Source organism: Quadrisphaera sp. INWT6 (assembly GCF_015390235.1).
Classification (GTDB): Bacteria; Actinomycetota; Actinomycetes; order Actinomycetales; family Quadrisphaeraceae; genus Quadrisphaera.
This window is the reverse complement of the sequence record NZ_VUOH01000003.1, coordinates 287,286-313,293: the sequence shown is the minus strand read 5'-3', so window position 1 is coordinate 313,293 and position 26,008 is coordinate 287,286. Positions and strand designations below refer to the sequence as shown.

General features: G+C 77.9%; 19 protein-coding genes and 1 pseudogene. 6 read left to right on the top strand and 14 right to left on the bottom strand.

What is annotated here, in order from left to right; translation table 11 throughout:
* Positions 1-20: 20 nt before the first annotated feature.
* The 8 genes from F1641_RS22445 to F1641_RS11205 form a co-directional block, all read right to left on the bottom strand.
* The gene (locus F1641_RS22445; RefSeq protein ID WP_194905546.1) at positions 21-977 is read right to left on the bottom strand and encodes a glycosyltransferase family 9 protein; all 957 of its coding nucleotides are present in this window, start codon (positions 975-977) and stop codon (positions 21-23) included.
* A gap of 22 nt (positions 978-999) precedes the next feature.
* Positions 1,000-1,704 (bottom strand): SDR family oxidoreductase, encoded by a 705-nt coding sequence (locus F1641_RS11235; protein WP_194905955.1) that lies wholly within the window; start codon positions 1,702-1,704, stop codon positions 1,000-1,002.
* A gap of 116 nt (positions 1,705-1,820) precedes the next feature.
* Positions 1,821-4,157: a PfkB family carbohydrate kinase gene (locus tag F1641_RS11230; protein ID WP_206691030.1), complete on the bottom strand. Its 2,337-nt coding sequence runs from the start codon at positions 4,155-4,157 to the stop codon at positions 1,821-1,823.
* Positions 4,154-5,449 carry a glycosyltransferase gene (locus F1641_RS11225; RefSeq protein WP_194905544.1) on the bottom strand — a complete coding sequence of 432 codons (1,296 nt, stop codon included), beginning with the start codon at positions 5,447-5,449 and terminating at the stop codon, positions 4,154-4,156. Before F1641_RS11225 ends, F1641_RS11230 begins: the two co-directional genes overlap by 4 nt.
* 125 nt (positions 5,450-5,574) lie before the next feature.
* Positions 5,575-6,570, bottom strand: a complete 996-nt coding sequence (locus F1641_RS23225) for a glycosyltransferase (RefSeq protein WP_194905542.1) — start codon at positions 6,568-6,570, stop codon at positions 5,575-5,577.
* Positions 6,567-7,787: a glycosyltransferase family 9 protein gene (locus F1641_RS20430; RefSeq protein ID WP_194905540.1), complete on the bottom strand. Its 1,221-nt coding sequence runs from the start codon at positions 7,785-7,787 to the stop codon at positions 6,567-6,569. Before F1641_RS20430 ends, F1641_RS23225 begins: the two co-directional genes overlap by 4 nt.
* Positions 7,784-9,409 carry an HAD-IIIA family hydrolase gene (locus tag F1641_RS11210; protein ID WP_206691029.1) on the bottom strand — a complete coding sequence of 542 codons (1,626 nt, stop codon included), beginning with the start codon at positions 9,407-9,409 and terminating at the stop codon, positions 7,784-7,786. The genes F1641_RS20430 and F1641_RS11210 overlap by 4 nt, the downstream gene beginning before the upstream one ends.
* On the bottom strand, positions 9,406-11,112 hold the full coding sequence (locus tag F1641_RS11205) for a carbamoyltransferase C-terminal domain-containing protein (RefSeq protein ID WP_194905538.1): 1,707 nt from the start codon (positions 11,110-11,112) through the stop codon (positions 9,406-9,408). The genes F1641_RS11210 and F1641_RS11205 overlap by 4 nt, the downstream gene beginning before the upstream one ends.
* A 97-nt stretch (positions 11,113-11,209) precedes the next feature.
* Here F1641_RS11205 and F1641_RS11200 point away from each other — a divergent pair, with 97 nt between their 5' ends.
* Positions 11,210-12,748 (top strand): aldehyde dehydrogenase family protein, encoded by a 1,539-nt coding sequence (locus F1641_RS11200; RefSeq protein WP_219729543.1) that lies wholly within the window; start codon positions 11,210-11,212, stop codon positions 12,746-12,748.
* 112 nt (positions 12,749-12,860) lie between these two features.
* Here the strand turns inward: F1641_RS11200 and F1641_RS21480 are convergent.
* Positions 12,861-13,316 (bottom strand): annotated as a pseudogene (locus tag F1641_RS21480) (methylated-DNA--[protein]-cysteine S-methyltransferase); the annotation flags it as partial.
* Positions 13,317-13,533: 217 nt separating this feature from the next.
* On the opposite strand from F1641_RS21480, the gene F1641_RS11190 reads away from it, so the two are divergent.
* On the top strand, positions 13,534-13,974 hold the full coding sequence (locus tag F1641_RS11190) for a nitroreductase family deazaflavin-dependent oxidoreductase (RefSeq protein WP_194905536.1): 441 nt from the start codon (positions 13,534-13,536) through the stop codon (positions 13,972-13,974).
* Positions 13,975-14,141: 167 nt separating this feature from the next.
* Here the strand turns inward: F1641_RS11190 and F1641_RS11185 are convergent, their stop codons facing one another.
* Together F1641_RS11185 and proC are read right to left on the bottom strand one after the other, a co-directional pair.
* The gene (locus tag F1641_RS11185; protein WP_194905534.1) at positions 14,142-15,074 is read right to left on the bottom strand and encodes an NAD(+)/NADH kinase; all 933 of its coding nucleotides are present in this window, start codon (positions 15,072-15,074) and stop codon (positions 14,142-14,144) included.
* A gap of 73 nt (positions 15,075-15,147) precedes the next feature.
* A complete protein-coding gene (gene proC / locus F1641_RS11180; RefSeq protein ID WP_375541481.1) occupies positions 15,148-15,897 on the bottom strand; it encodes a pyrroline-5-carboxylate reductase in 750 nt (249 codons plus the stop codon).
* Positions 15,898-15,991: 94 nt separating this feature from the next.
* Here proC and F1641_RS11175 point away from each other — a divergent pair, with 94 nt between their 5' ends.
* From F1641_RS11175 to F1641_RS11165, 3 genes are all read left to right on the top strand, one after another.
* On the top strand, positions 15,992-16,927 hold the full coding sequence (locus tag F1641_RS11175; protein WP_194905530.1) for a serine/threonine-protein kinase: 936 nt from the start codon (positions 15,992-15,994) through the stop codon (positions 16,925-16,927).
* Between the two features lie 96 nt (positions 16,928-17,023).
* Positions 17,024-18,514, top strand: a complete 1,491-nt coding sequence (locus F1641_RS11170; protein ID WP_194905528.1) for an amino acid permease — start codon at positions 17,024-17,026, stop codon at positions 18,512-18,514.
* A gap of 107 nt (positions 18,515-18,621) precedes the next feature.
* On the top strand, positions 18,622-19,491 hold the full coding sequence (locus F1641_RS11165; RefSeq protein ID WP_194905946.1) for a transglutaminase family protein: 870 nt from the start codon (positions 18,622-18,624) through the stop codon (positions 19,489-19,491).
* A gap of 66 nt (positions 19,492-19,557) precedes the next feature.
* On the opposite strand, the gene F1641_RS11160 is transcribed toward F1641_RS11165, so the two are convergent.
* The 3 genes from F1641_RS11160 to F1641_RS20425 all read right to left on the bottom strand — a co-directional run bounded on the left by F1641_RS11160 (position 19,558) and on the right by F1641_RS20425 (position 23,691).
* Positions 19,558-21,606: a PP2C family protein-serine/threonine phosphatase gene (locus tag F1641_RS11160; protein ID WP_194905526.1), complete on the bottom strand. Its 2,049-nt coding sequence runs from the start codon at positions 21,604-21,606 to the stop codon at positions 19,558-19,560.
* The gene (locus F1641_RS11155) at positions 21,603-23,114 is read right to left on the bottom strand and encodes a malate:quinone oxidoreductase (RefSeq protein WP_255514642.1); all 1,512 of its coding nucleotides are present in this window, start codon (positions 23,112-23,114) and stop codon (positions 21,603-21,605) included. The genes F1641_RS11160 and F1641_RS11155 overlap by 4 nt, the downstream gene beginning before the upstream one ends.
* Positions 23,115-23,256: 142 nt before the next feature.
* Positions 23,257-23,691 carry an ATP-binding protein gene (locus F1641_RS20425; RefSeq protein ID WP_309225567.1) on the bottom strand — a complete coding sequence of 145 codons (435 nt, stop codon included), beginning with the start codon at positions 23,689-23,691 and terminating at the stop codon, positions 23,257-23,259.
* Positions 23,692-23,886: 195 nt separating this feature from the next.
* Between F1641_RS20425 and F1641_RS11145 the strand changes: the two genes are divergently transcribed.
* Positions 23,887-25,947, top strand: a complete 2,061-nt coding sequence (locus F1641_RS11145) for a SpoIIE family protein phosphatase (RefSeq protein ID WP_194905521.1) — start codon at positions 23,887-23,889, stop codon at positions 25,945-25,947.
* Positions 25,948-26,008: the final 61 nt, after the last annotated feature.

The following is a 26,008-nucleotide window of genomic DNA, read 5'->3' as shown; positions in this document are numbered from 1 at the left end:
ACCGGTGGAGGCCGTGAGCGTCACCCGCACGCGTCTCCCACGCAGCGGACAGCGCCGAGCACGTCGTCGACCGAGGTGCGCAGCAGGACCTCGTCCGGCGCGTCCGCGTGGGGGTCTCCGGCCCGCCCCGGCCCACCGCGCCACAGCACCCGGTGCAGGGGCGCGGGGTCGACGACGCCGACGGCCGGCCCCCAGCGGGCGGGGTCGGTCGGGCCGAAGAGCAGGACCGACGGCGTGCGGGTGGCGGTGGCGACGTGGGCGACGCCGGTGTCGCCGGCGAGCAGCAGCGGGCTGGAGGCCACCAGCTCCAGCAGCTCGGCCAGGGACAGCGCGCCGCTGGCGTCCGCGGCCCCGTCGACGGCCACCCGGGCGCACAGCTCCGCCTCGCCCGCCGAGCCGGTGACCACCACCCGGCGGCCCGCCGCGCGCAGGGCCGAGACCACCTCCGCCCAGCGCTCGGCGGGCCAGCGGCGCGCCCCGGACGCGGCGCCCGGGTGCACGACCACCCGGCCGCCGGTCCGCTCGGACAGCGGCACGTCGCGCAGCACGAGGTCGGCGGGGGAGCAGTCACCGCCGGCGGAGCGCACGAGGCGGCACCAGCGGTGCACCTCGTGCTCGTCGTCGTCCCAGTCGTCGGCGCCCAGGAGCCGCTCGGGGGCCAGGGCCTCCAGGGCGCGGGTGCTCTGCGGTCCGCGGCCGTGCAGGTTGACCGCGAGCGCCACGCCGCCGTCGCCGAGGACGTCCGGGTGGGCGGCTGCCGCGTCCAGCAGGGACGACGGCGCGAGCGGCGCGATGCCGCGGACGGGGAGCACGTCGTCGACGACCCCCTCGCCGACCAGCAGCGCCCCGGTCTCGGGCGGCCCGGCCAGCACGAGCCGCGCCGCGGGGTGGGCGCGGCGCAGCCCGCGCAGGGCGGGGACGCCGGTGAGGGCGTCGCCCAGCCCCAGCGCGCGCAGCGCCAGCACGGTGGTGGTCACCGGTCGACCGGGTCGGTCGGCCTCAGGGCCAGGACGGCTCCGTCGAGACGGTGACGACGATCTCGCGCACCTCCGTGCCGACGGGCTGGCGCAGCGCGTGGACCACCGACAGCGCCACCTGGCGCGGGTCCATGAGCGCCGCGTCGGGCCCGGGGCGGTACTGCTCGGTGCGGCCGTCGAAGAAGGCGGTGCGCATGCCGGCGGGCACCAGCATCGTCACGCCCACCTGCCCGGAGAGCTCCAGCTGCAGCGCCCGCGTGAAGCCGACGACGCCGAACTTGCTGGCGCAGTACGCGGTCGCGTCGCTGGCGGCGCGCAGCCCCAGCGAGCTCGCCACGGTGACCACGGTGCCGCGGGCCTCGACCAGGTGGGGGAGGCACGCCCGCACCGCGGCGGCCGTGCCGATGAGGTTCACGCCGACCACGTTCGCCCAGCGGTCGGCGGGCACGTCCTCCAGGCGACCGACCGCGTCGGTGCCGGCGGCGGTCAGCAGGGCCGTGGGCGGCCCGACCCTCTCGACGAGGTCGGCCACGGCCCGCTCCACCGCGGCGGCGTCGGAGACGTCGGCGACGGCGTGGCCGGCGGCCGACGACCCGGCGGGCGGCGCGGCCCGGTCGATGACGGCGGCCGTGCCCCCGAGGGCGGTGACGACCTCGACGACGGCAGCGCCCAGACCGCTCGAGCCGCCCGTCACGTAGACGGTGCCGAGCGGACGCTCGAGCTCCATCCCGTCGAGCAGCGGGGCGGTGCCCTGCTGGGTCGCCTGCTGGGTCGCCTGCTGGGTCGCCTGCTGGGTCGTGGGCTGCGTCGTCTGCTGGACGGGCTGCATGCTGGACTGGCTCGTCACAGGGCCTCCTGGTGCTCCGGGGCGCCACCCCCGGGGGTCGCGGCAGGGGCTGCACCGCGGGCGAGGATCGACGTGGTCGAGCGACCGTCGAGGTAGGGGAGCAGCACCACGCGGCCGCCCCAGCTGCGCACGAGCGGCGCCTCGGGGAGCTCCGCGGCGCCGTAGTCGCCGCCCTTGGCCCACACGTCGGGGCGCAGGTCGGCGAGGGCCGCGCGCGGGTCGTCCTCGTCGAAGACGACGACGGCGTCGACGCAGTCGAGGGCGGCGAGCACCCGGGCGCGGTCGAGCTCGTCGTTGACGGGGCGCTGCGGGCCCTTCAGCCGCCTCACCGAGCCGTCGGAGTTGAGCAGGACGACGAGCGCGTCGCCCAGGCGCCGGGCGGCCTGCAGGCAGGCGACGTGCCCGGCGTGCAGCACGTCGAAGCAGCCGCCGGTGGCGACCACGGTGCCGCCCGCGGCGCGCACCCGGGCGAGCACCTGCTCACCGGTCTCCGCCTCGTGGGGCTCACGGGCCCCGGTCGCCGCACCGGACGACTCACCGGGCAGCTGGCCGGGCAGCTGGCCGGGCAGCACGAGCGCCACCGGAGGGGCCGCCGCGGCCTGCGCCTCGCGCCAGCCGCCGGCACCGCCGGCCGCCACCCACGCCGAGGCGTCGCCGACGGCGCGGACCACGGCCTCGGACAGCACCGCGCCGCCGGCGAGGGCCAGCGCCGCCGAGGCGGCGAACCGGTCCCCGGCTCCGCACGGGTCGCCCCCGGAGACCGCGGGCGCGGGCACGAAGAGCGGGTCGCCGCCGTCGGTGCCGAGCCACGCGCCGTCGGCGCCGGTGGTCACGCAGACCCCGCGCACCTGCCAGCCGCGGGCCAGCGCCCCGGCGAGGTCGTCGGCGCGGCCCGGGCCGCCGGCGCCGCGCGCCTCGGCGAGGTTCGGGGTCACCAGCGCGCAGCCGGCGACGGGCGCACCGCCTCGGGGGTGCGGGTCCCACACCACGGGCACGCGCCGGGCCGCGGTCGCCAGCGCCGCCCGCACGGACGGGTCGCTCGTGGTGCCGGCGCCGTAGTCGCTGACGAGCACCACGTCGGCGCTGGCGAGCACCTCGTCCAGGCGCTCGCGGGCGGCGGCGTCGAGGGGCTCGGGGGCGCCGGGGCCGCCGTCGTCGAGGCGCAGCAGGGCCTGTCCCGCGACGCGGACGCGGGTCTTGGTGCGGGTGCCGCCGCGGTGGCCCAGGGCGACGACGGCGACGGGGGAGGCCGCCTGCTCCAGGGACGCGCGCAGGCGGCGGCCGGCGTCGTCGTCGGCCAGGGGGGCGACGAGCACGACGTCGGCCGGGGCGGTGCCGGGGCGCGCGCCCGCGGACCCCTCGGCCACGAGCAGCGCGGTCAGGCCCGCGCCGCCGGGGCTCTCGGTGGTGGTCTGCAGGTCGACCACCGGCACCGGGGCGTCGGGGGCGAGGCGCTCGGAGCGCCCGGCGAGGTCGCGGTCGAGCATCGCGTCACCCACGACGACGACGCGGCGGCGGCGACCCGCTGCTGCTGCCGGGCGCACCGCCACCGGGCCGGGAGCTGCGACCGCGGGCTCGGGGGAGGCCGGCGCGGGGGAGGCGGCGCGGACCGGCGTCGCCCCGGTCGGCTGCTCCGCGGCGACGGGCGGCGCGACCTGCTCGACCCGGCCGAGCAGGTGGGCGTCGACGGCCGCGCACAGCGCGTGCACCGCGACCAGGTGGCCCTCCTGCACCGCGGACGTCGAGGGGCGCCCGACCGGGGTGGGGGCCCCGACGCGCAGCGCCTCGTCGCAGGCCGTGGAGAGGGGGCTGTCACCGGGGCCGGTCATCGCCCAGACGCGCAGGCCGTGCTCGCGGCCGCGCTCGGCGGCCCGCACCAGGTTGGTGCTGCGGCCCGACGTCGACAGCAGCAGCAGCACGTCGCCGGGGCGCCCGTGCGCGGCGACCTGGCGCGCGAAGACCTCGTCGGCGCCGTAGTCGTTGGAGATGGCGGTGGTGCTGGAGGTCTCCGCGTGCAGCGCGATCGCCGACAGCGGCCGGCGCTCGCCGACGAACCTGCCGACCAGCTCGGCGGTGAGGTGCTGGGCCTCGGCGGCGCTGCCCCCGTTGCCCGCGGCCAGCAGGCGGCCCCCGCCGCCGAGCACGGCGGCGAGGTGCGCCCCCCACGCGTCGAGGACGGCGGCGTCGTGCAGCAGGCCCGAGACCGTGCCGGCGACCTCTCCCGCGTGGCGGGCGAGCCACCCGGCGGCGGGGCCGCCCGAGGAGCTGGTGGGGGCGGGCTGTGGGGTGGGCTGTGGGGTGGGCCCTGAGGTGGACCCGGTGGTGTCGCTCATGACGCGGTCTCCGTCCGCTCGTCGAGGGCCATCCGTGCGGCCGACCCCCGAGCCCCCTCCACCACCTGGACGTACGCGTCCTCGGTGGCGGCGGCGACCCTCTTCCAGCTGTAGCGCGCGACGGCCCGGCGCCTGCCGGCGCGTCCCCAGCGCTCCCGCAGGGCAGTGTCGTCCAGGAGCGGCCGGACCGCAGCCGCGAGGGCCCCCGGGTCGCGCGGGGGCACGAGGGAGCCGGTCGTGCCGTCGTCCACCGTGTCGAGCAGGCCACCCACCGCGGTGCCCACCACGGGGCGCCCGCAGGCCATCGCCTCGAGCGGCGCGATGCCGAACGGCTCGTACCAGGGCGTGGCGACGACGACGTCGGCCGAGCGGAGCACCCGGGGCAGGTCGGGCTGGTCCACGCGGCCCAGCAGGCGCACCCGGTCGGCGACGCCCAGGTCTTCCGCGAGGCCCACCAGGCGCACCGCCTCGGGGTCGCGGGGCAGCGCGGCGACCGGCGGGCCGCCGACCACGAGCAGCTCGGCGTCGGGCAGCACCCGCAGGGCGCGGACCGCGGCGTCGACGCCCTTGCGCTCCACGAGGCGGCCCACGCTCACCAGCCGGTGGTGCTCGCCGCGCTCGAGCGCGGGACCGGACGGCGTGAACCTGTCGGTGTCGACGCCGCAGGGCACCACGCGCACCGGCGCCGCTCCCGCGCCGGCCGACCCCGTCCGCAGCGCCGCCGCCGGGACCAGGTCGCGCAGCTCGGCCACCTCGTCGCTGCAGGTGGCGATGACGAGGTCGGCCTCCCGCGCCAGCTGCGCCTCCAGGGCCACCCGCTCCTCGGGGGAGGTGTCGTGGTCGCCCTGGTGGCGGCGCTTCACCGAGCCCAGGGCGTGGAACGTCTGCACCAGGGGCAGCCCCGTCGCCCGGCAGGCCTCCAGCGCCGCGACCCCCGACATCCAGAAGTGCGCGTGGACCACCTCGGGCCGGCTGTCGGGCCGGTCGCCGGGCCGGGTGCCCGACCAGGCGCGCTGCAGCCAGGCGGCGAAGGCCGGCATCCACGGGAGCAGCTCGTCCTTGGCCACGTGGCGGGCGGGACCGGCGGGCACGTGCACCACCTCGACGCCGGGTGCCATCCGCACCCGGTCGGGCAGCGCCGGGTCGTCGCGCCGCGTGTAGACCTCGACGCGGTGGCCGCGGGCGGCCAGGGCGCACGACAGCGCGGCCACGTGCACGTTCTGCCCGCCGGCGTCGACGCCGCCCAGCACCGCCAGGGGGCTGGCGTGCTCCGAGACCATGGCGATCCTCATGGCCGTGCTCCTCGCGTGGTGCGTGGAGGGCCGCTGCTGGACCCCCTCCGCGGCGCCGGGACGCCGCGGGTGGTGATGCGGGTGGTGGTGCGGGTGGTGGTGCGGGTGGTGCTGCTGCTGGTGGCTCAGGTGGTGCTGCGACCCGCGACGGCGTCGTGGAGCACGTCGTCCCAGTCGGAGAGGAACCGCGCCAGGCCGAACCGGCCCAGCGCGTGCTCCCGGGCGGCGGCGCCGCGCTCGGCGGCCTCCGCCGGGTCGGCCAGCCAGCGGCGGGCCGCCGCGGCCAGCACGGCGGGGTCGCTGCTGACGACCCCGGCCGCGGACGGCACCGCCTCGGGCGCCGCCGTCGTGGCGAGCGCCAGCACGGGCGCCCCCAGCGTCATCGCCTCCACCAGCGCCAGCCCGAGGCTGGTCCAGCGGAACGGGTGCAGGTACGCGCGGTGGCGGGCCAGCTCGGCGTGCACCCGCGCCTGCGGGAGGTCCTCGTGGGTGCGCCCGGCGAGGTGCGGCGCCGCCTCCTCGAGCGCCGCCATCCCCATGCCGTAGACGTCGACGGGGAGCTCGCGCGCCAGGTCGACGACGACGTCGGTGCCGGCCACCCGCCAGCGCCGGACCGGCTCGTTGACCAGCACCGCGAGGCTCTCGCGCTCCCCGGTCCAGAGGTGGCCCGGGTCGAGGACGCCGTGCTCGACCACCCGCACGGGCGCGTCGCCGCAGTCCCACACGAGGGCGTTGAACGGCGTGACGTGGACGACCGGCACCCGCGCCGACCCGGAGGCGCCGCCCACGCCGTCGGCGAGCGGGTGCCGGGTGCTGACGGCGTGCCCGGCGGGGGTGTTGTGCTCCACGTACACGGCGGGCACGTCGACGCCCGCCCGCAGGCCCGTCCACCGGTGCAGCAGCTCGGCCTCGTGGGGCCGCTGCAGCACGACGACGTCGGGCCGCTCAGCCGCCAGGGCCTCCGGCGGGACCTCTCGCGCGGTGGCGGGCCAGTCCCAGGTGCGGGCGCGCCCGCGGCCGTCGGGGCCGCGGTCGGGCACGACCGGCAGCACGTGCTCGTGGCGGCCCTGCACGAACCCCGTGGTCCACGAGCCGTGGACGTGCCAGCTGAGGACCTTCACAGCGCCTGCTCGGCGCCGGCGGGACCGCCCGCAGCGCCCCGACCGGCAGCGGCGCCCGGGAGGGTCGGGGTGCGCTGGGCCAGGGGCGGGTGCACCTCGACGCGCCCGGCGGCGAGCTCGCCGACGGCGTCGACGACGTCCTGCGGGGCCACCTCCAGGCAGGGGTGCCCCGCGACGGGGCAGACCTGGGCGCGGCTCAGGGCGCACGGGGCGGACAGGTCGCCCAGCACCGCCACCGGCACGCCGAACGGCGCCCAGCGCTCCAGCGGCATCACGGCCGAGAACAGGCTGGCCACGGGGGTGCCCACGGCAGCGGCGAGGTGGGCGGGACCGGTGTTGCCGACCACCACCACGGCGGCGGCGTCGAGCAGCGCCGCGAGCTGGGCGAGGTCGGTGCGGCCGCCGGCGTCGACGACGCCCGCGGCAGCGCCACCGGCCGCAGCGGCCACCTCGGCGGTCAGGTCGCGCTCGCCGGGACCGCCGGTGACCACCACGCGCCACCCGGCCGCCGCGAGGGCCGCTCCCGCGGCAGCGGCGACGCGCGGCTGCGGGGCGCGGGCCGGAACGGAGGCGCCGGGGTGCAGCACCACGCAGCGACCTGCGCCCAGGTCGTCGCCGAGCTCGACGGCGAGGTCGTCGGGGAGCGCGGGCAGCGGGCGGCGCAGGGCCAGGCGCGGGTCGGCGGGCACGGCCCGCCCGGTCGCCGCGACGAGCCCGAGGCTGGCGACGGCCTCGTGCTGGCCCCCCGTGCCGTCGGGGTCGCCCACGCGGCGGTGGCGCAGGTCGAGGAGCGAGCCGGGGTAGTCCTCGCTGGCGCCGACCACGCGGGGGACGCCCGCGAGCCGCGCGACGACCGCCATCGGCAGGGGGCTCTGGTGGAAGGAGGTGAAGACGACGACCTCGTCGTAGTGCCGCTCGCGCAGCAGCTCGACGAGGGCGCTCAGCCGCTCCGCGTCGGGCGCGGGCGGGTGGTACCCGGCCCAGGGGACGTCGGCGACGAGCACCTCGTCGACCTCCGGCAGCAGCCGCCCGGCGGCGGCGCCCCCGCGGGAGGCCAGCAGGTCGACCCGCTCGGCGCGCCCGCCACCCGGGCCGGTGCGCAGCGCCGCGACGGCGGGGCCGTTCATGAGGACGTCGCCGTCGCTGTCGAGGCGGACGGCGAGGACCCGTCGCGGGTCGCCGTTCGGGTCGGTGGCTGCGGCGGGAGCGGTGGTCATGACCGCGATCCCAGCAGCAGGTCGAGCGCGCCGCTCAGGTCGGGGGCCAGGTCACCCGCCGCGCGGGCTGCCTCGACCTCCTCGGGGCGGGTGGTCGCGGTCGGCACGAGCACGCCCCGGGCACCGGCCGCGCGGGCCGCGCCGACGTCCGCGCCGATGTCGCCGACGACCGCCACCTGGCGCGGGGCGAGGCCGAGGCGCACCGCGGCGGCCAGCACCATGCCCGGGGCGGGCTTGCGGCACGGGCAGCCGTCGCCGGGCGCGTGCGGGCAGCTCTGGACGACGTCGACCCCGCCCACCTGCCGGACCGCCTCGGCGGTGGTGGCGTCGGCCTGGGCGCGCGTGATGATCCCGCGGGCGATGCCCGACTGGTTGGTGACGACGCCGGTCGCGAGCCCCGCGGCGCGCACGCGGGCGAGCGCCCCCGCGGCCCCGTCGACGAGCCGCACCTGCGCCGGGTCGCCGTTGTAGGGGACGTCGTGCACGAGCGTGCCGTCGCGGTCGAAGAGGACGGCGCGCAGCGGGCCGCCCGCGGGCCCGGGCCACGGCTGGGCCCCGGTGCGCCAGCGCCAGGTGCCGCGGGCGCGGTGCCACACCGCGGCCAGGGGGATGGCCGCCGACGTCAGCACCATGCGGCGCACCTCGGCGGCGTCGCGGGGGCCGGGGGCGGTGCGGCGGCGGGCGAAGTCGGCGGTGAGCCCGGCCCACGCCAGGGCGCCGGCCGCTGACAGCACCCCGGCGCCGCGGCGTCCGCGCAGCGCTCGGGGGAGGCCGGCGACGGCGAGGGCCGCGGCCGCCGTCGTCGCCAGGTGCCAGCGCAGCCGCCCGGGAGGGGCCTGCGCCTCCTCGCGCCAGCGGGGGCCGTGCAGGGCGCCCATGAGCGCGTCGTCGGCGTTGCCGCGCTGCACGCGCAGGCTGACCCAGTCGTCGGCGGGGCGCACGGGGTGCACCGCGGTGCGGGCGCCGCGCTCCAGGGCCCACCCGGCGCGCTGGACGCGCAGGGCGATGTCGGCGTCCTCGCGGTAGGCCCGGGGGAAGCGCTCGTCGAACCCGCCGACGGCGTCCAGGGCCTCGGCGCGGTAGGCCATGTCGGCGGTCGCCCAGGCCGCGCCGGCGAGCCCGGCGGTGCCGCGCTCCCAGTCGGTGGGGCGCCGGTGCGCGGGCAGCGGGACCCGCAGGCGCCCCTGCACCCCGCCGGTGCGGTCGCCGGCGGCGGCGAGGTCGGCCGCGAGCTCGCTGGACCAGGTGGGCGGCAGCTCGACGTCGTCGTCCACGAAGGCGACCCAGTCGACGTGCGTCGCGGTCCCGCCCCCGTCTGCCGGGGCTGCCAGCGCTCTCAGCGCCCGCCAGCCGGCGTTGCGCGCGGCAGCGGGGCCGCGGCCGCCGGAGCGCACGACCACCGGGTCGGGGCACGCCCCGCCGCCGGTCAGCACCAGCGGCGCGGGCAGGCGGTCGGCGTCGTCCTGCGGGCCCCGCCCCGGGCGGCGGTCGTCGGCGACGACCACCGCCACCGGGTCCGGGCCGGTCTGGGCGGCGAGGGTGTCGAGGAGCCGCTGCAGGCTGGGACGCCCGACGGTGGGGACGACGACGGCCCAGCGCAGCGGCCCACCACCGGCGCTCACGAGGCGAAGAGCGATCGTCGGCGCACGAGGTGCGGGCCCAGGACCAGCACGTCGACGGGCGCGGAGCCGAACAGCTCGAGGGCGTCGCGGGGGTCGTCGACCATCGGCCGCCCGGCGGTGTTGAGGCTGGTGTTCACCACGACGGGCAGGCCGGTGCGGCGCTCGAAGGCGCTGATGAGGGCGTGGATCCCCGGGTTCGCCGACTCGTCCGGCTCGTCGCCGCTGCCGTCGCTGACCGTCTGGATGCGGGCGGTGCCGTCGACGTGCGTCACCGCGGGGATCCGCTCGCGCCACTCGGCCTTCACGTCGTGCACGAACAGCATGTACGGGCTGGGGAACGGCCCGTTCTCGAAGACCTCCTGCGCGCGCTCGGCGAGCACCATCGGCGCGATCGGGCGGAACTGCTCCCGGCCCTTGACGTCGTTCATGCGCTCCACGTTGCCAGGGCTGCCGGGGTGGGCGATCAGGGAGCGGTGGCCGAGGGCCCGGGGGCCGAACTCGCTCCGCCCGTCGAACCAGGCGACCACGCCGTCGGCGGCGAGCACGTCGGCGACCTCCTCGGCCAGCGCCTCGCGGCTGCCGGGGGTGGTGAACGGCACCTTCGCGGTGCGCAGCCACGCGGCGAGGGCGTCGTCGGACCACTCCCGGCCGAGCGCCGCGGTGCCCATCGGGCGGATGGTGTCGCCGCCCTCGGCGGCGACCTGCAGCGCAGCGCCCAGCGCGGTGCCGGAGTCTCCGGCGGCCGGCTGCACCCACACCCGCTCGAACGGGGTGCGCTGCCAGACCTTCGTGTTGGCCACGCAGTTCAGCGCGGTGCCGCCCGCCATCGTCAGCAGGGTGTCGCCGGTCTGCTCGTGGAGCCACGTCGCGAGGTCGACCAGGACCTCCTCGGTGAGCGCCTGCACGCTGGCGGCCAGGTCGGCGTGCTCGGCAGGCAGCGCCTCCGCGCTCGTGGCCGCGGCCTCGGCGGGCGTGCGCCGCGGCGCGAAGCGCGACCAGTCGGGCTCGGTGGCCACGAAGCGCCCGTCACCGGTGGCGTGCACGTGCTCGCGCAGCGCCTCCAGGTGGCGCGGGGTGCCGTAGGAGGCCATCGCCATGACCTTGAACTCGTCGGAGGAGCGCAGGAAGCCCAGGTGGTCGGTCAGCGACTCGTAGACCAGGCCGAGGGAGTGCGGCAGCTCGGTGGTGGCCAGCACCTCGAGCTTCCCGTCGACGTAGCGGCCCGACAGGTGGCTGCCGCGCTCGCCGCGCCCGTCGAGCACGAGCACGCTGCCCGTGGTTGAGGGCCCGGCCAGGCCCGAGCTCGCGGCGTGGGCGACGTGGTGGGGGACGAAGACCACCTTGGCCCTGTCGAGCCCCGGCAGGGCGGTGGCCAGGAAGCCCGCGGCCCGCGACGCGTACGTGGTGCGCAGGTGGTCCCACGGGTCGCGCAGCCCCCGCTCCTCGCCCTCCTGCTCGCTCAGCGCCATCGACGGGTCGAAGCCGTAGGCGACGGCGTCGAGGTCGTCGACGGTCAGCCCCGCGTGCTCCAGGCACCAACGCATCGCGAGCTCCGGGAGCTCCCACGCGGAGAAGGGGACGGGGCGCTTGCCGTGCTTGCGCCGCGAGAAGCGCTCCTCCTCCGCGGCCGCCACGACCACGCCGTCGACCACCAGGGCGGCGGAGGAGTCGTGGAAGACGGCGTTCACGCCCAGCACCTTCATGGAGACGTGTGTAGGGCAGTCGGGAGCGTCCGCAAAGTCGATCACCTGTCGGAAGATCGGGACCGCGGGTGCGCCACCCCTCGGGTAGAACCGTCGGGTGAGCGAGAGCACCGGCGGCCTGCGGACCGACGTCCCCACCGACGTCCCGACCGACGCGACGGCCAGCGCTGGCGGGGCTGTCGGGGGTGGCGTCGCTGGCGCCGGGCTGAGCACCGGGTGCTGGCTCGACGGGGCTGCCGCCGACCCCGCCGGAGGCGCTGCGCCCCTGGTGGACCCGGCCACCGGCGACCCCGCCGGGGAGGTGGTCGGCGCCTCGGCGGCGCAGGTCGAGGCCGCGCTCGCGGGAGCGGCCGCCGCCCGCCGCGCGTGGCGGACCACCTCACCGGGCGACCGCGCGGGTGCCCTCCGCGTGGCGGCCGCTGCGGTGCGCGAGCACGCCGACGCCCTGGGCGACCTGCTCGTCGCCACCACCGGGAGGCTCGTCGGACAGGCGCGCGGCTCCGCGCTCGTCGCCGCCGAGCTGCTGGAGGAGGCCGCCACGACCGGCGTCCTCGACGCCGGCCGCTCGCTCGCCGGGGGGAGCCTCGCCATCGACGTCGTCAAGCGCGAGCCGCGCGGCACGGTCGCCGTCATCACGCCCTGGAACGACCCGTTCCCCGCCGCCGCCGGGCTGCTCGCCGCGGCGCTCGTCACCGGCAACACCGTGGTCCACAAGCCGTCGGAGCGCTCCAGCGCACCGGGCGCGGCGATGGCCGCGCTCGTCGCCGCGGCGCTGCCCGCCGGCGTGCTGCAGGTGCTCACCGGAGGCGGTGAGGTCGGTGAGGCGCTGGTCGCCGACGAGCGCGTCGACGTCGTCGCCCAGGTCGGCTCGACCGCCACCGGGCGGCGCATCGCCGCCGTGGCCGGTGCCCGGGGCGCCAAGGCCCTCGTCGAGAACGGCGGCAAGGACCCCCTGCTCGTCGACGCCGGCGTCGACCCCGCGTGGGCCGCCGCGCAGATCGCCACCGGGGCCTTCACCAACACGGGGCAGCTGTGCACCGCCGTCGAGCGCGTCTACCTGCACGCCGACGTCGCCGACGCCGTCCTGGCCGAGCTGGTCGCGCTCGCGGACGGCATGGCCGTGGGCGACCCGGCCGACCCCGCGACCGACCTCGGCCCGCTCGTGGACGAGCGCCAGCTGGCCGTGGTGGCCGCCCACGTCGACGCCGCCGTGGCCGCCGGCGCGCGGGCGCTGGCCGGCGGGGCGCGCCTGGACCGGCCCGGCGCCTGGTACCCGCCGACGGTGCTGGTCGGCTGCACGGACGACATGGACGTCATGGCGGAGGAGACCTTCGGCCCCGTCGCCGCGGTCCGCGTGGTGGCCGACTGGGCCGAGGGCCTGCGGCTGGCGGGCTCCGGCGCCTACGGCCTGGCCGCGACCGTGCTCACGCCCGACACCGCGCACGCGCTGGAGGCCGCCGAGGAGCTCGAGGTCGGCACGGTGAAGGTCAACGCCGTCTTCGGCGGAGCCCCGGGCGGGTCCGCCGACCCGCGGCGGGCCTCCGGCAGCGGCCGCGGCTACGGCCCGGACCTGCTGGGCGAGCTCGCGGCGCTGAAGGCGGTGCACCTGGAGCCGGCGCCCCGGGCTGCTCGCTGAGCCGGGCGCCGGCGGCGGGGCTGACCGACCGGCTCACGGCGGCGCCCAGGGTCACGCCCTCCATCTCCAGCAGGCGGCGCTTGACGTCCACCCCGCCGGCGTAGCCGGTGATCCGCCCGCCGGAGCCCACCACCCGGTGGCAGGGGACCACGAGCGAGTGCGGGTTGCGGCCCACCGCCTGGCCCACGGCCCGCACCGCCGTCGGCCTGCCGATGGCCGCCGCGACCTCGCCGTAGGTGCGGGTCTCGCCCCGCGGGATGGCGGCGACCTGCGCCCACACCGCGCGCTGCAGGTCGGTGGCGCCGGGCACGGCCGCGGACGAGAGGGGGACGTCGAGCACGTCGCTCTCCCCGGCCAGGTGGGCCAGCACGGCGCTGGTCACCGCGGTGATCTGCGGGTCGTCGGGGTCGGCGCAGCCGCCGAGGGCCGTGGGGCGGGGCGCCGGGGTGTGCCCGTCGGCGTAGTAGAGGCCGGCCAGCGCGCCGTCGTCGTCGACGACCACCACCAGCGGTCCCAGGGGCGAGTCGGTCCGGGCGTGCCGCAGCTGCGGCGTGGGCGTCGAGGGCATGGCCGACACCCTGCCCGCTGGTGGCCCGCCCCCGCTGGCCCGAGCCCCGCCCCTGTGGACAGCCCCCTCCTCGCGACGATCATGCGCTTCCGCGTCACCACCACCGCCACGTCCGCCGTCGGTGTGGCGCGCAGGTGCGTGATCGTCACGGGGTGGGGCGGGGTCGGTGGGGCCGCACCGGGTGGTGGGACGGCGGCGCGTGGACGAGGCTGGATCCATGCCTCTGAGCGGTGAGTACGAGCCCAGCCCCGAGCAGTGGGTCCGCGACCAGGTCGAGCAGTACGAGTCCTCCGGCGGCACGGAGGCGACCACCCTGCGCGGCGTCCCGGTGATGATCGTGACCAACCGGGGCGCGAAGAGCGGCAAGCTCCGCAAGACGCCGCTGATGCGGGTCGAGCACGAGGGCTCCTACGCCGCCGTCGCCTCCAAGGGCGGCGCCCCGACCCACCCCGTCTGGTACCGCAACCTGCTGGCCGAGCCCCACGTCGAGGTGCAGGACGGCCCGCACAAGGCCGACTACACCGCCCGCGAGGTGCACGGCGAGGAGCGCGCCGCATGGTGGGAGCGCGCCGTGGCCGTCTGGCCCGACTACGCCGAGTACCAGACCAAGACCGACCGGCAGATCCCCGTCGTCGTCATGGAGCCCCGGGAGGCCTGAGCCCCACCACGCGCCGGAACCCCGTCAGCAGGTGTCGGAACCCGCGTCAGGTTCCGACACGTCGTGACGGGGTTCCGGCGTCTCGTGCCGACGCGCCAGATCTGAGGTGGCGCGCAGGTGCGTGATCGTCGCGGGAAGGGGAAGGGGGAGGGGGAGGGGGAGGGGCCTCAGTCCTCGGCGCGGCCGAGCTCGCGCGGCAGCAGCTCGCGCAGCTCGTCGGGCAGCAGCGGCAGGTCGAGCAGGCTGAGCTTCACGCGGCTGCGGCGGTCGTGGAGGGCGCGGTCGAGGCGCACGACGTGCCCGGCGTCGCGCTCCTCCACGACCTCCACCCGCATCCCGGGCTCGAGCGGGGCCATCACGCGGCCGTCGACCTCCAGCGCCAGCACGCCGCTGTCGGGGAGCAGCTCGAGGGCCAGGCGGTCCTCCGGGGCGAGCACCACGGGCCGGCTGATGCCCGACCACGGCGACGCCGGTGCCACGACCATCGCCGACAGCGTGGGGGAGACCACCGGCCCGCCCGCCGCGTAGCTGTAGGCCGTCGAGCCCATCGGGGTGGCGACGATGACGGCGTCGCAGCGGTACACGCCGTACCCCTGCCCGTCGATGCTGAGCGCCGCCGAGGCGATGCCGTCTCCCGGGCAGCGCGACAGGGCGACGTCGTTGAACGCGACCGCCGAGGGGGAGCCGTCGTCCAGGTCGACGCCGGTCACCCGCAGCGCGGGCCGCGACTCCACGGAGAAGCGGCCCTCGAGGATGCGCTGCAGCGCCCCCGGCAGCTCCGCCGGCTCGACCTCGACCAGCACGCCGACCCGGCCGAGGTTGACGCCCAGCACGGGGACCCCGGTGCCCGCCGAGGCCCGCAGCGCGCCGAGCATGGTGCCGTCACCGCCCAGGGAGACCAGCGCCGAGCACGCCTCGACCAGGTGGTCGGGGGCGACCTCCACCACGCCGTCGGCCACCCGGTCGGCGTCGCCGGCGGCGACCACCACCTCGGCGCCCTCCTGGCGCGCCCAGCGCACGACCTCCTCGGAGACCGAGCGGACGTCGCGGGTGGGGTGCAGCACCAACCCGATCCGGTGTGGGGACGGACGGTCGCTCACCCGCCCATGCTCGCGCACGCGGCGCCGCGGCGCAGGGCCGTCGCGCCAGGTCGCCGCCGCTGCCAGCGACCTCTCAGGAGCCCGACAGCTCCTTCGAGCGGGCCGCGGCCGCCATCACCGCGGCCACGAGCGCCGCGCGCAGGCCCTGCGCGTCGAGCTCGCGCAGGCCGGCGGCGGTGGTGCCCGCCGGGGAGGTGACCTGCTCGCGCAGCAGCGCGGGGTGCTCGCCGGTCTCCACCATGAGGCGCCCGGCGCCGAGCACGGTGGCCGCCGCCAGCTGCAGCGCCACGGCGCGCGGCAGGCCGGCCCCGACGCCGCCCTCGGCGAGGGCGTCGGCGACGGCGAAGACGAACGCGGGCCCCGAGCCCGAGACGCCGGTGGCGGCGTCGAGCTGGCCCTCGGCCAGCCGCAGGACGGTGCCGGTCGCGGCGAGGAGCTCCTCGGTGCGCGCGAGCTCGGCCTCCCCGGCGCCGGAGCCCGCGGCCAGCACCGTCACGCCCGCCCCGACGAGCGCCGGGGTGTTCACGACGGTGCGGACGACCTTCGCCCCCGGGAACGCCCGCTCCAGGCGCGCGGTGGTGACCCCCGCCAGCAGGGACACCAGCAGCGCGCCCTCCCGGACCGCTCCGGCCACCTCGGCGGCCACGGCGTCGAGCTGCTGCGGCTTGACCCCGAGGACGACGACGTCGGCGGCCGCGGCCTCCGGCGCCGTGACGACCCTGACGCCGTGGCGCTCGGCCAGCTCCGCAGCCCGCTCCGGGCGGCGCGCGGTGGCGAGGGTACGGCCGGCGGGCTGCCCCCCGGCCAGGACCGCGGCGAGCACCGCCTCGCCCATCGTCCCGCGCCGAGGACGGCGACCAGCTGCTGCTCCGCGTGCTCACCCACCGCGGCAGCCTAGGACCCAGCACACTGCCGGGGTGATCCCGTGGGACCGCGAGGCGGAGGAGCTCGCCCGCGCGGCCGGGGAGCGCCGCGACCTGCTGCTGCCCGGCCAGGTCGTCGGCGGCCGGGTGGTGCTCGGCCTGCTGGGCCGCGGCGGCAGCGCGCAGGTGTACCGGGTGCTGCGCGGCGCGGGCCGGGGAGCGCGCGAGGAGGCGCTGAAGGTCCTCGAGCCGGCCGCGGCCGGCACGGAGGCGGGACGGCGCCGGTTCCACCGCGAGTGGGAGGTGTCCGCCGAGGTCCGCCACCCCGGCGTCGTCGCCGTCCTGGCGCACGGCGAGGAGCTGCCCCGCGGCAGCCGCCTGGCCGAGCCCCTGCTCTGGGCCGCTCTGGAGCTGCTCGACGGCGGCACGTCGGCGTCGCTGCGCCCCCGCGGCCGCAGCGAGCCCGACGTCGCCCGCGTGCTCGACGTCCTCGCGCAGGCGGCCGCGGGGCTCGACGCCGTGCACGCCCGGGGCCTCGTCCACGGGGACGTCAAGCCCGCCAACGTCCTGCTCGCCGCGCCGCCGTCCCCCCGGGCCGCCGTGGCCGACTTCGGCCTGGCCCGCGGCCTCGACGAGGCCCGGCCCCTGGCCCGCCACGGCCGGGTGGCCGGGTCGCTGCCGTACGCGGCGCCCGAGGTGCTCCAGGCGCTGCGCGTCACGCCGGCCACCGACGTCTACTCCCTCGCGTGCACCGCGGTGGAGCTGCTCTCCGGGGAGCCGCCGCACCCCTTCTCCACGCCGTTCGCCGTGGCCCGCGCGCACGTGGCCGGCCGTCCGGTGCACCTGAGCCGCCGGCGGCGGTGGCTGCCGACGGCCCTCGACCGCGTGGTGGCCCGGGCCCTGGACCCCGACCCGGCCGGCCGTCACCCCACCTGCTCGGCGCTGGCCGGCGCCCTGGCCGCTGCGATGCGGCCACCGCTCGTCCGGTGAGGCGCGAAGGGGCCTAGGGTCACCGTCGACGCCGAGGTCCGCCGACCCCGACGCCGGCGGACGACCGACGACCGACGACGAACGGGGGCGCACGCGATGACGACGCAGCAGCCGGAGAAGAGGGCGGCAGCAGCCGGCCTGACGGCCGAGGACGAGGGCTACCACAAGGGCCTCAAGCCGCGGCAGATCCAGATGATCGCCATCGGCGGGGCCATCGGCACCGGCCTGTTCCTCGGCGCCGGGGGCCGCCTGGCCAACGCCGGTCCGGGCCTGTTCATCGTCTACGCCGTCTGCGGCGTCTTCGTCTTCCTCATCCTGCGCGCCCTGGGCGAGCTGGTGCTGCACCGGCCGTCGTCGGGCTCCTTCGTCTCCTACGCCCGCGAGTTCTTCGGCGAGCGCTTCGCGTTCGTCGCGGGGTGGATGTACTTCCTCAACTGGGCGATGACCTCCATCGTCGACGTCACCGCCATCGCCCTCTACGTCCACTACTGGGGTGCCACCGAGGCGGTCCCGCAGTGGGTGATCGCGCTGGTGGCGCTGGTCGTCGTCCTGTCGATGAACCTTATCTCGGTGAAGCTCTTCGGCGAGCTGGAGTTCTGGGCGGCGCTGCTCAAGGTGGTGGCGCTGAGCGCCTTCCTCGTCATCGGCCTGGTCTTCCTGCTGGGGCGCTTCACCGTGGCCGGTGAGACCACCGGCCCCTCCGTCATCGCCCAGAACGGCGGCCTGTTCCCCACCGGGCTGGTGCCGCTGGTGCTCGTGGTCTCCGGCGTGGTCTTCGCCTACGCCGCGGTGGAGCTGGTGGGCACCACCGCCGGGGAGACCGAGAACCCCGAGAAGATCATGCCGAAGGCCATCAACGCCGTGATCTTCCGGATCGCGCTGTTCTACGTCGGCTCGCTGGTGCTCCTGGCCCTGCTGCTGCCGTACACGGCCTTCGACAAGGACACGAGCCCGTTCGTCACCTTCTTCTCGCGCATCGGGCTCCCCGGGGCCGGCAGCATCATGAACGTCATCGTGCTGACGGCGGCCCTGAGCAGCCTCAACGCCGGCCTGTACTCCACCGGGCGCATCCTGCGGTCGATGGCCGTCGCCGGCTCGGCCCCGCGCTTCACCGGCAAGATGAGCCGCAACGGGGTCCCCTTCGGGGGCATCGCGCTCACCGGCTTCATCACCCTGCTCGGGGTCGGCCTCAACGCCGTGGTGCCGGGCAAGGCGTTCGAGATCGTCCTCAACATGTCGGCGCTCGGCATCGTGGCGGCCTGGGGCACGATCGTGCTCTGCCAGCTGCGGCTGCACTCCCTGTCCCGCCAGGGGCTGGTCGACAGGCCGCACTTCAGGATGATGGGCGCGCCCTACACCGGCTACGCCTGCCTCGTCTTCCTCGCCACCGTGCTGGTGCTCATCGGCTTCGACTACCCGACCGGCACCTACACCCTGGCCACCCTCGTGGTGATCGTCCCGGCGCTCGTCATCGGCTGGCGGTCGGTGCGCGAGCGGGTGCTGGCCATCGCCGAGGAGCGCGCCGGGTACACCGGGGAGCACCCCGTGGTCGCAGAGCGTCCCACCCGCCACCCGGACGGGCGCTGACCCGCCCGGCGCCCCCAGAATGGGCCCCCGTGACCACCGCGCCGCCGTCCGGGAACGACGTCCCTGAGCTCGCCCCCACGGGGGTGGAGCGGCCCTCGGGCCCCGTGCTGCGGGCGCGCCGGGTGTCGGCGAGGCTCGTGCTCGACGTCCGCTCCACCTGCGACCTCTCGCTGCTCGTGGCCGCGGCCCGCACGCCCGGCTGGCAGGTCGACGACGAGCTCGTGGTGCACCTCGACGGGTCGGAGCTGCCCGAGGGCGCCCGGCCCGTCGAGGTCCCGGTGGGCCCGGCGGGCCGCGGCGAGCGCATGCACGTGCTCACCGGGGTGCCGCAGGGCGAGCTCGTCGTCGAGTACTCCGGGACCGTCGCGCCCGGCGACGGCGCCGACCCGGCGCCGGCGGCCGACCCCGAGCAGGCGGCGCGCGACAGGTTCGAGCTGAACCGGCCCAGCCGGTACTGCCCCTCCGACGAGCTCGCCGCCTTCGCCGCCGCGGAGTTCGGCAGCCGGCGCGAGCGCTCGGACGCCGACCTCGCCGCCGCGGTGGAGCGCTGGGTGGCCGACCGGCTGGTGTACACCTCCGGCTCGTCGACGTCCTTCGACGGCGCGGTCCAGACGATGCTGCGGGGCCAGGGCGTCTGCCGCGACTACGCCCACCTCGTCGTCGCGCTGTGCCGCGCGCTCGAGCTGCCGGCCCGCCTCACGGCGGTGTACGCCCCGGGCCTGTCGCCGATGGACTTCCACGCCGTCGCCGAGGTGCGCGTCGTCCGCGACGACGGCGCCGCCGACTGGGAGGTGCTCGACGCCACCCGCCTCGCGCCCCGGCGCGCCCTGTCGCGCATCAGCACCGGTCGCGACGCCGCGGACACCGCCTTCCTCACCAGCCTGCGGGGCGGTCTGGTGCTGCAGCAGATGACGGTCACCGCCGTCCTCGACGGCGACCTGCCCGCGGAGGACGGCGGGCGGACCGTGCTGGCCTGAGGCCCGCCCGGGCCCGCCCGGGCGGGCCCGGGCCGGGCCGGGCGGGCCCCAGCCCGGCCCGGCCGCTCAGACGACGCGGACCGCCACCAGGGCGATGTCGTCGTCGACGCGGCCGCCGACCATCTCCAGCAGGGCGTCGCACAGCTCCTCGGGGCCGGCGCCCTCCAGCGCGGCGGTGGCCTCGAGGAGCCAGCTCAGACCGGCCTGCAGGTCCGAGCCGCGGCGCTCCACCAGGCCGTCGGTGTAGAGCAGCACGGTGGCTCCGCGGGGCATCGCCGTGGTGTGGTCGGTGCGCGGCGTCCCGGGGAAGAGCCCCAGCAGCAGCTCGGCGGGCTCCTCCAGGAGGCGCGGCGGGCCGCCGGCGCCCACCAGGAGCGGGGGCAGGTGGCCGGCGCTGCTCCACACGAGCTGGCGGGCGCCGTCGTCGTCGGCGCCGGACAGCGTGCCGAGGACGGCCGTGGCCAGCGAGGTCACGCCCAGGTGGGGCAGGGCCGCGTCGAGCTCGCCCAGCACGCGCGCCGGGGTGGAGCGCCCGCCGTGGGCGACGCCGCGCAGGGTGTTGCGCAGTTGGCCCATCGCCGCGGCGGCGCGCTGGTCGTGGCCGGTCACGTCGCCGATGACCAGGTGCAGCGCACCGGTCGGCGTGGTGAAGGCGTCGTACCAGTCACCGCCGACCTGCGCGTGCTCGGCGGCGGGGGAGTACCGGACGGCGATCTCCAGGCCGTCGACGGCGGGAGGTGCGGTCAGCAGGCTGCGCTGGAGCTCCTCGGCGATCGCGCGCACGGCCGCGGTGGCCTCGCGCTCGGCGCGGCGCGCGGAGGAGCGGTCCAGGGCCTGCGCCGTGGAGCTGGTGAGCACCGACAGCACCGCCCGCTCCTCCTCGGACAGGTGCTGCAGCGCGCGGCCCGGTGCCCAGTCGACGTGGAGGTGGCCGAGGTGGCGGTGGCTCACCTGCAGGGGGATGCCGGCACCCCGAGCGGTGGTGGCTGCGGCCTCCGCGGCGCCGTCGGCCAGGACGAGGCGCGCCCCGGTGGCCCCGAGCAGGCGGGAGGCGGCCGTGGCCGTGACCCGCTCGAGCGCCTCGGGCTCCTCGGCCCCGGGGAGCTCCTGCAGGGTCCGGACCAGGCCGACCAGGCGGCGCACCTGCGCCGCCCGCAGCTCGGCGCGGGCGGCGGCCGCCTGGATGGCGGTGGCGACCGCGACCGCGTTGCCGAGCGCCGCGGCGACCTGCCGCAGGAAGCCGAGGTACACGTCGTCCTCGGCGAGGCCGGTCGAGAGGAGCACCGCGAGCAGCGGCCGCGACGAGGCGGCCCCGGCGCCGGGGACCCGCAGCCACGCGGTGCGCCCCGCGGGACCGTCGACGACCACGAGGTCGCTGTCGGCGGCCTCGGGGGGCGGGCCCGACAGGCGCAGGTCGCGGGGCCGCTCCGGCTCGCCCGGCACCACCAGCTCGACCAGCGGCAGGTCCTTGGTCGCGGTGCGCAGCACCGGGAGCGCGAGGGCGGCCAGGCCGAGGGGGTCGTGCAGGCGGGTCGGCAGCTCGGCGAGCTGTCCCAGCAGCCGGGCCCGGCGCGCGTCGACGACCGACGCGGTGGTCTCGACGACCAGGTCGAGCACGCCCTCGACCACGCCGCCGTCGCCGGTCACCGGCGAGTAGGCGTAGGTGAAGTACGACTCCTCGGTGAAGCCGCGGCGCACGAGGTGCAGCTCCTGGTCGACCATGTGCACCGCGCCCCCGCCGGACATCACGCCCCGCATGAGCGGGCCGATCTCGTCCCAGATCTCGGGGAAGACCTCCTGGCAGGGCCGCCCCAGCGCCTCGGGGTGCTTGGCGGGGAAGAGCGCGGCGTAGGCCTCGTTGTAGAGCAGCACGTGCTCGGGACCCCACAGCAGGGTCACCGGGAAGCTGGTGGAGAACGCCAGCGACGCCGCCGTCCGCAGCGCCGTCGACCACCCCCCGGGCGGGCCGACCGGGCTGGCGTCCCAGTCGACCGCCGCGTAGTCGGCGCGCAGCGCTCCGGCGCCGTGCAGCACCCCGGACGCGGCCGCCGCAGCGGTCTCGTCCGGGGCCGGGGAGCCGGCTCCCCCGGAGCTGCCGGCGCCGTCGGGTCTCAAGCGGTCAGCTGCAGGGTTCGAGCGGTCTCGGCCCGGACCCGCTCGGCCAGGGAGGTGTCGTCGGACAGCCGCCGCCCGTAGGAGGGGATCGCCTCGGTGATGACCGGGCGCCAGCCGTCGATGCGGTCGGGGAAGCAGCGCTCGAGCAGGGTCAGCATCGCCGAGACCGCCGTCGAGGCGCCCGGGGAGGCGCCCAGGAGCCCGGCGATCGTGCCGTCGGCGCCCGTCACCAGCTCGGTGCCGAACTGCAGCACGCCGCGGCCGCGCTGGTCCTTCTTGATCACCTGGACCCGCTGGCCGGCGGTGATGAGGTCCCAGTCCTCGGCGCGCGCCTCGGGGTAGAAGGTGCGCAGGGCCTCGAGGCGCTGGCCGCGGGTCTGCAGCACCTGCTGCACGAGGTACTTGGTCAGCGCCATCTCCGAGCGCGCCACGCCCAGCATCGAGGAGAGGTTGTTCGCCTTGATCGAGCGCGGCAGGTCGAGCACCGAGCCGGCCTTGAGGAACTTGGGCGAGAAGCCGGCGTACGGGCCGAAGAGCAGCGACTGCTCACCCCCCACCGAGCGCAGGTCGAGGTGGGGCACCGACATCGGGGGAGCACCGACCTCGGCCTGCCCGTAGACCTTGGCCTGGTGCTGGGCGACCAGGTCGGGACGGCGCGTGCGCAGGAACTGGCCGCTGACGGGGAAGCCGCCGAAGCCGCGGATCTCGCGGATGCCGGTGGACTGCAGCAGCGGCAGCGCGCCGCCGCCCGCACCGACGAAGACGAACCGCGCCGACAGCGCGCTGCGGTGCCCGGTGGCGGTGTCGGAGACGACGACCCTCCAGCGGCCCCCGGGGGTGCGCTGCAGGCCCTGGACCCGCGTGCCGGTGGCGACGTGCACCCCGCGCCGCTGGGCGGCCCCGACCAGCAGCGAGGTGAGCGCCCCGAAGTTGACGTCGGTGCCCGACAGCGAGCGGGTGGCGGCCACCGGCTGGGAGCGGTCGCGCCCGGCCTGCACCAGCGGCACCCAGCCGGCCAGCTCGTCGGGGTCGGTGGTCAGCTCCAGGTCGGAGAACAGCGGCTGCGCGGACAGGGCCTCGTGCCGGGCGCGCATGTAGCGCTGCCCCTTCTCACCGGTGACGAAGCTGATGTGCGGGACCGAGGTGATGAAGTCGCGCGGGGAGTCCGTCAGGCCCGCGCGCACCAGCGTCGACCAGAACTGCCGCGAGACCTGGAACTGCTCGTTGATGCCGACGGCCTTGGCCGGGTCGACCCGGCCGTCGGGGCCGGCCGGGCTGTAGTTCAGCTCGCACAGGGCGGCGTGCCCGGTGCCCGCGTTGTTCCACGGGTCGGAGCTCTCCCGGCCCACCGCGGGCCCGGACTCCAGCAGCACGACGGTCCAGTCGGGCTGCACCAGACCCAGCAGCGCGGCCAGCGTCGCGCTCATCACCCCGCCGCCGACGAGCACCACGTCGGGCGTCGAGGACGGGCGGTCGGCGGTCGGGACGGCGGTCTGCTCGGCGCTCAGCGCTGCCTCCAGGGCAAGGACGACGGTGCGCGTCGTCCGGGACGGTCGGCGGCTGCGGCTGCGGCGCCGGGTGATCTGGGCGTCATCCTCCCGCGCCGCCACCACGGGCGCGAGGCCGCCCCACCCCTGGGGGTGACCACGCTCACGCCCGCGGGGGGACCGCGCCGCCCTCCACCCGGGCCCGCGCGTCGGACGGCGCCCGCAGGAGGAACCAGACCTCCTTGCCGCACCCGGTGGGCTCGGCGCCCCACGCCGCCGACAGCAGGTCGACCAGGGCCATGCCCCGACCGCCCAGGTCGGCGGGGGTCGCCTCGCGCGGGGCCGGGCGGCGGGTGCTGCCGTCGGTGACGCGGATGCGCATGCCCTCCGTGGTGTCGCACTCCACCGAGATCGTCACCGGGGGCGCCCCGTGCATCACGGCGTTGGTCACCAGCTCGGAGGTCAGCAGCTCGGCGTCGTCCAGCACGCTCGCGTGGTGCGCCGGGCAGTGCGCGCCCCTCAGGAACGCGCGCGCCTGGCGCGCCGCGCTCGGGTCCGGCGGCAGCCGCGTGGTGGCTGCGGCGGTGATCTGGCACACGGTCGTCCGCCTCGGGGCTCGGAGGGTGGCTCTGCGGGGTGTCGCGGGGTCGCGCGGGAGGGGGAGCGACGTCCCGGCGCCCCCGGTCCGCTGCTCGCCCACAGTGTCCACCGCGGGGCGCCGGAGCGCCCTGCGAGCGGGACGAGTAGTCACGAACCGCCCGCGCGCCGCGGACCTCTGCGGCATCATCGGGGTGTGGGGGCGGGCAGGGGTGCCTCGCCCGCGGTGGTGCCGCAGCGCGGTCCCTCCGCCGGTGAGCAGGACGACCACGCCCTCGGGAGCGCCGAGGGCGCCCTCGTGCTGCCCGAGACCCCGCTGGTCGAGCCCCCGGTGGGCGGCCCGCTCGGCCTGCCCGTCGCGCCGCCCCCGCCCGAGCCCGCCGCGAGCGCCCACCCCCTGCTGGTCACCGGCGCCGCCGGCGTCGCGCCGGCTGCCGGGACGGCCGCCGCCGGGCGCGACGGCGCCCTCGACCGGCACGCCCGGCTGGTGTGCTCGGTGCTCGGGGTGCCCGCCGCCGTCGTCAGCCTGGTCTCGCGCCGGCTGCAGCTGTTCCCGGGCGCGGTCGGTCTGCCGGAGCCCTGGCAGACCACCCGTCTGGCCGACCTGTCCCGCTCCTCCTGCCAGCAGGTGGTGGCCAGCGGCCGCCCGCTCGCCGTCCGCGACGCCCGCGAGGACCCCGACCTGCGCGACGACGCCGTCGTCACCGAGCTCGGTGCCGTCGGGTACCTGGGCGCTCCGCTGCGGGGGTCGGAGGGCGAGGCCATCGGCGCGCTCGCGGCCCTGTCGCCCGAGCCCCGCGACTGGACCCGTCGCGAGGTGGCGCTGCTGGCCGACCTGGCCGCCGCCTGCTCCGCCGAGCTGCAGCTGCGACGGGCCCTGTCCGACGCCGCGGAGGTGCGCGCGGCCGCCGAGAGCGCCCGCGACGAGGCCACCACCGCCCAGATGCGCGCGGTGGGGGAGCGGCGCGACGCCGAGGTGGCGCACGCCCGCAGCCAGCTGCTGCTGGAGGTCAGCCGCGCCGTCGCGGAGGCCCGCGAGGCCGAGGACGTCGCGGCCGCCGTCGCCTCCCGCGTGCTGCGGGGGACGCAGGCGCACCTCGTGGCGGTCGCGGTGCACGAGCGGTCCTCCGGCGCGCTCCGCTACGTGGCGCGCGAGTCCCGCGATCCGGGGGCTGGGGTCGCTGGGGTCGCCGCGGGCCCGGTGGGCGAGCTCGGAGCCGCCGCTGACGGCTCCGGCGTCGTCCGCGAGCCCGTCGACGTCCCCGAGGGCGCCGCGCTGTGCGCGCGGGAGCGGCGCGCGGTGTTCACCCCCGACGCCGCCACCGCCGCGGCGACCGCCTCCACCGGCGCCCCCGCCCTGGAGGGCGTGGAGGCCGCGCTGCACGCCCCGCTGCTCGTCGACGGCCAGTGCGTCGGCGTCCTCACCGTCGCGTGGCGCTCGGCGCGCACCCTGCTCCCCGCCGAGCGCGAGCTCGTCACCGCCCTCGCCGACGCCGCGGCGCAGGGGGTGCAGCGGTGCCTGGTGCTGCGCACCGAGCGCGACGCCGCCCGCACGCTCCAGCGGGCGATGCTCACCGAGCTGCCCGACCTCGCCGACGTCGAGCTCGCCGCCGTCTACGCGCCGGCCGCCGCCGGGCACCAGGTGGGCGGTGACTGGTACGACGCGCTGCGCCACCCCGACGGGTCGACGCTGCTCGTCATCGGTGACGTGACCGGCCACGACATCTCCGCCGCCGCCACCATGGGCCAGGTGCGCAGCGCCCTGCGCACGCTGGCGGTGGCCACCACCGACACCCCCGCCCAGCTGCTGACCCGCCTCGACGAGACCCTGTCGGTGCTCGGGTCCGACGTGCTCGCCACCGTCCTCGCGATCCGCCTGGACGACGGCGGTGAGCACGGCGCCCGCCGCATGCGCTGGAGCAGCGCCGGGCACCTGCCGGCCCTGCTCGCCCTGCCCGGGGAGGGCGTCGCCGTGCTGGACGGGCACGAGGTCGACCTGCTGCTGGGCCTGGCCCCCGGCAGCGCCCGCAGCGACAACGAGGTGGTGCTCCCCGCGGGGGCCACGCTGCTGCTGTACACCGACGGCCTCGTCGAGCGGCGCGACAGCGACCTGACCGAGGGGATCGAGCGCCTCGCCGTCGCCCTGGGGGCGGCCGCGGAGCTGCCGCTGCCCGAGCTGCTCGACGCCGTGCTGGGCGAGCTGGTCGGTGCCGGCGGCGCGGACGACGTCGCCGCCCTCGCCGTCCGCACCCGCTGACGTCCCGCCGGGCGGCACCGGTCCACCGGCCGGTGGACGGCTGGTGGTGCGGGGCGGCCGC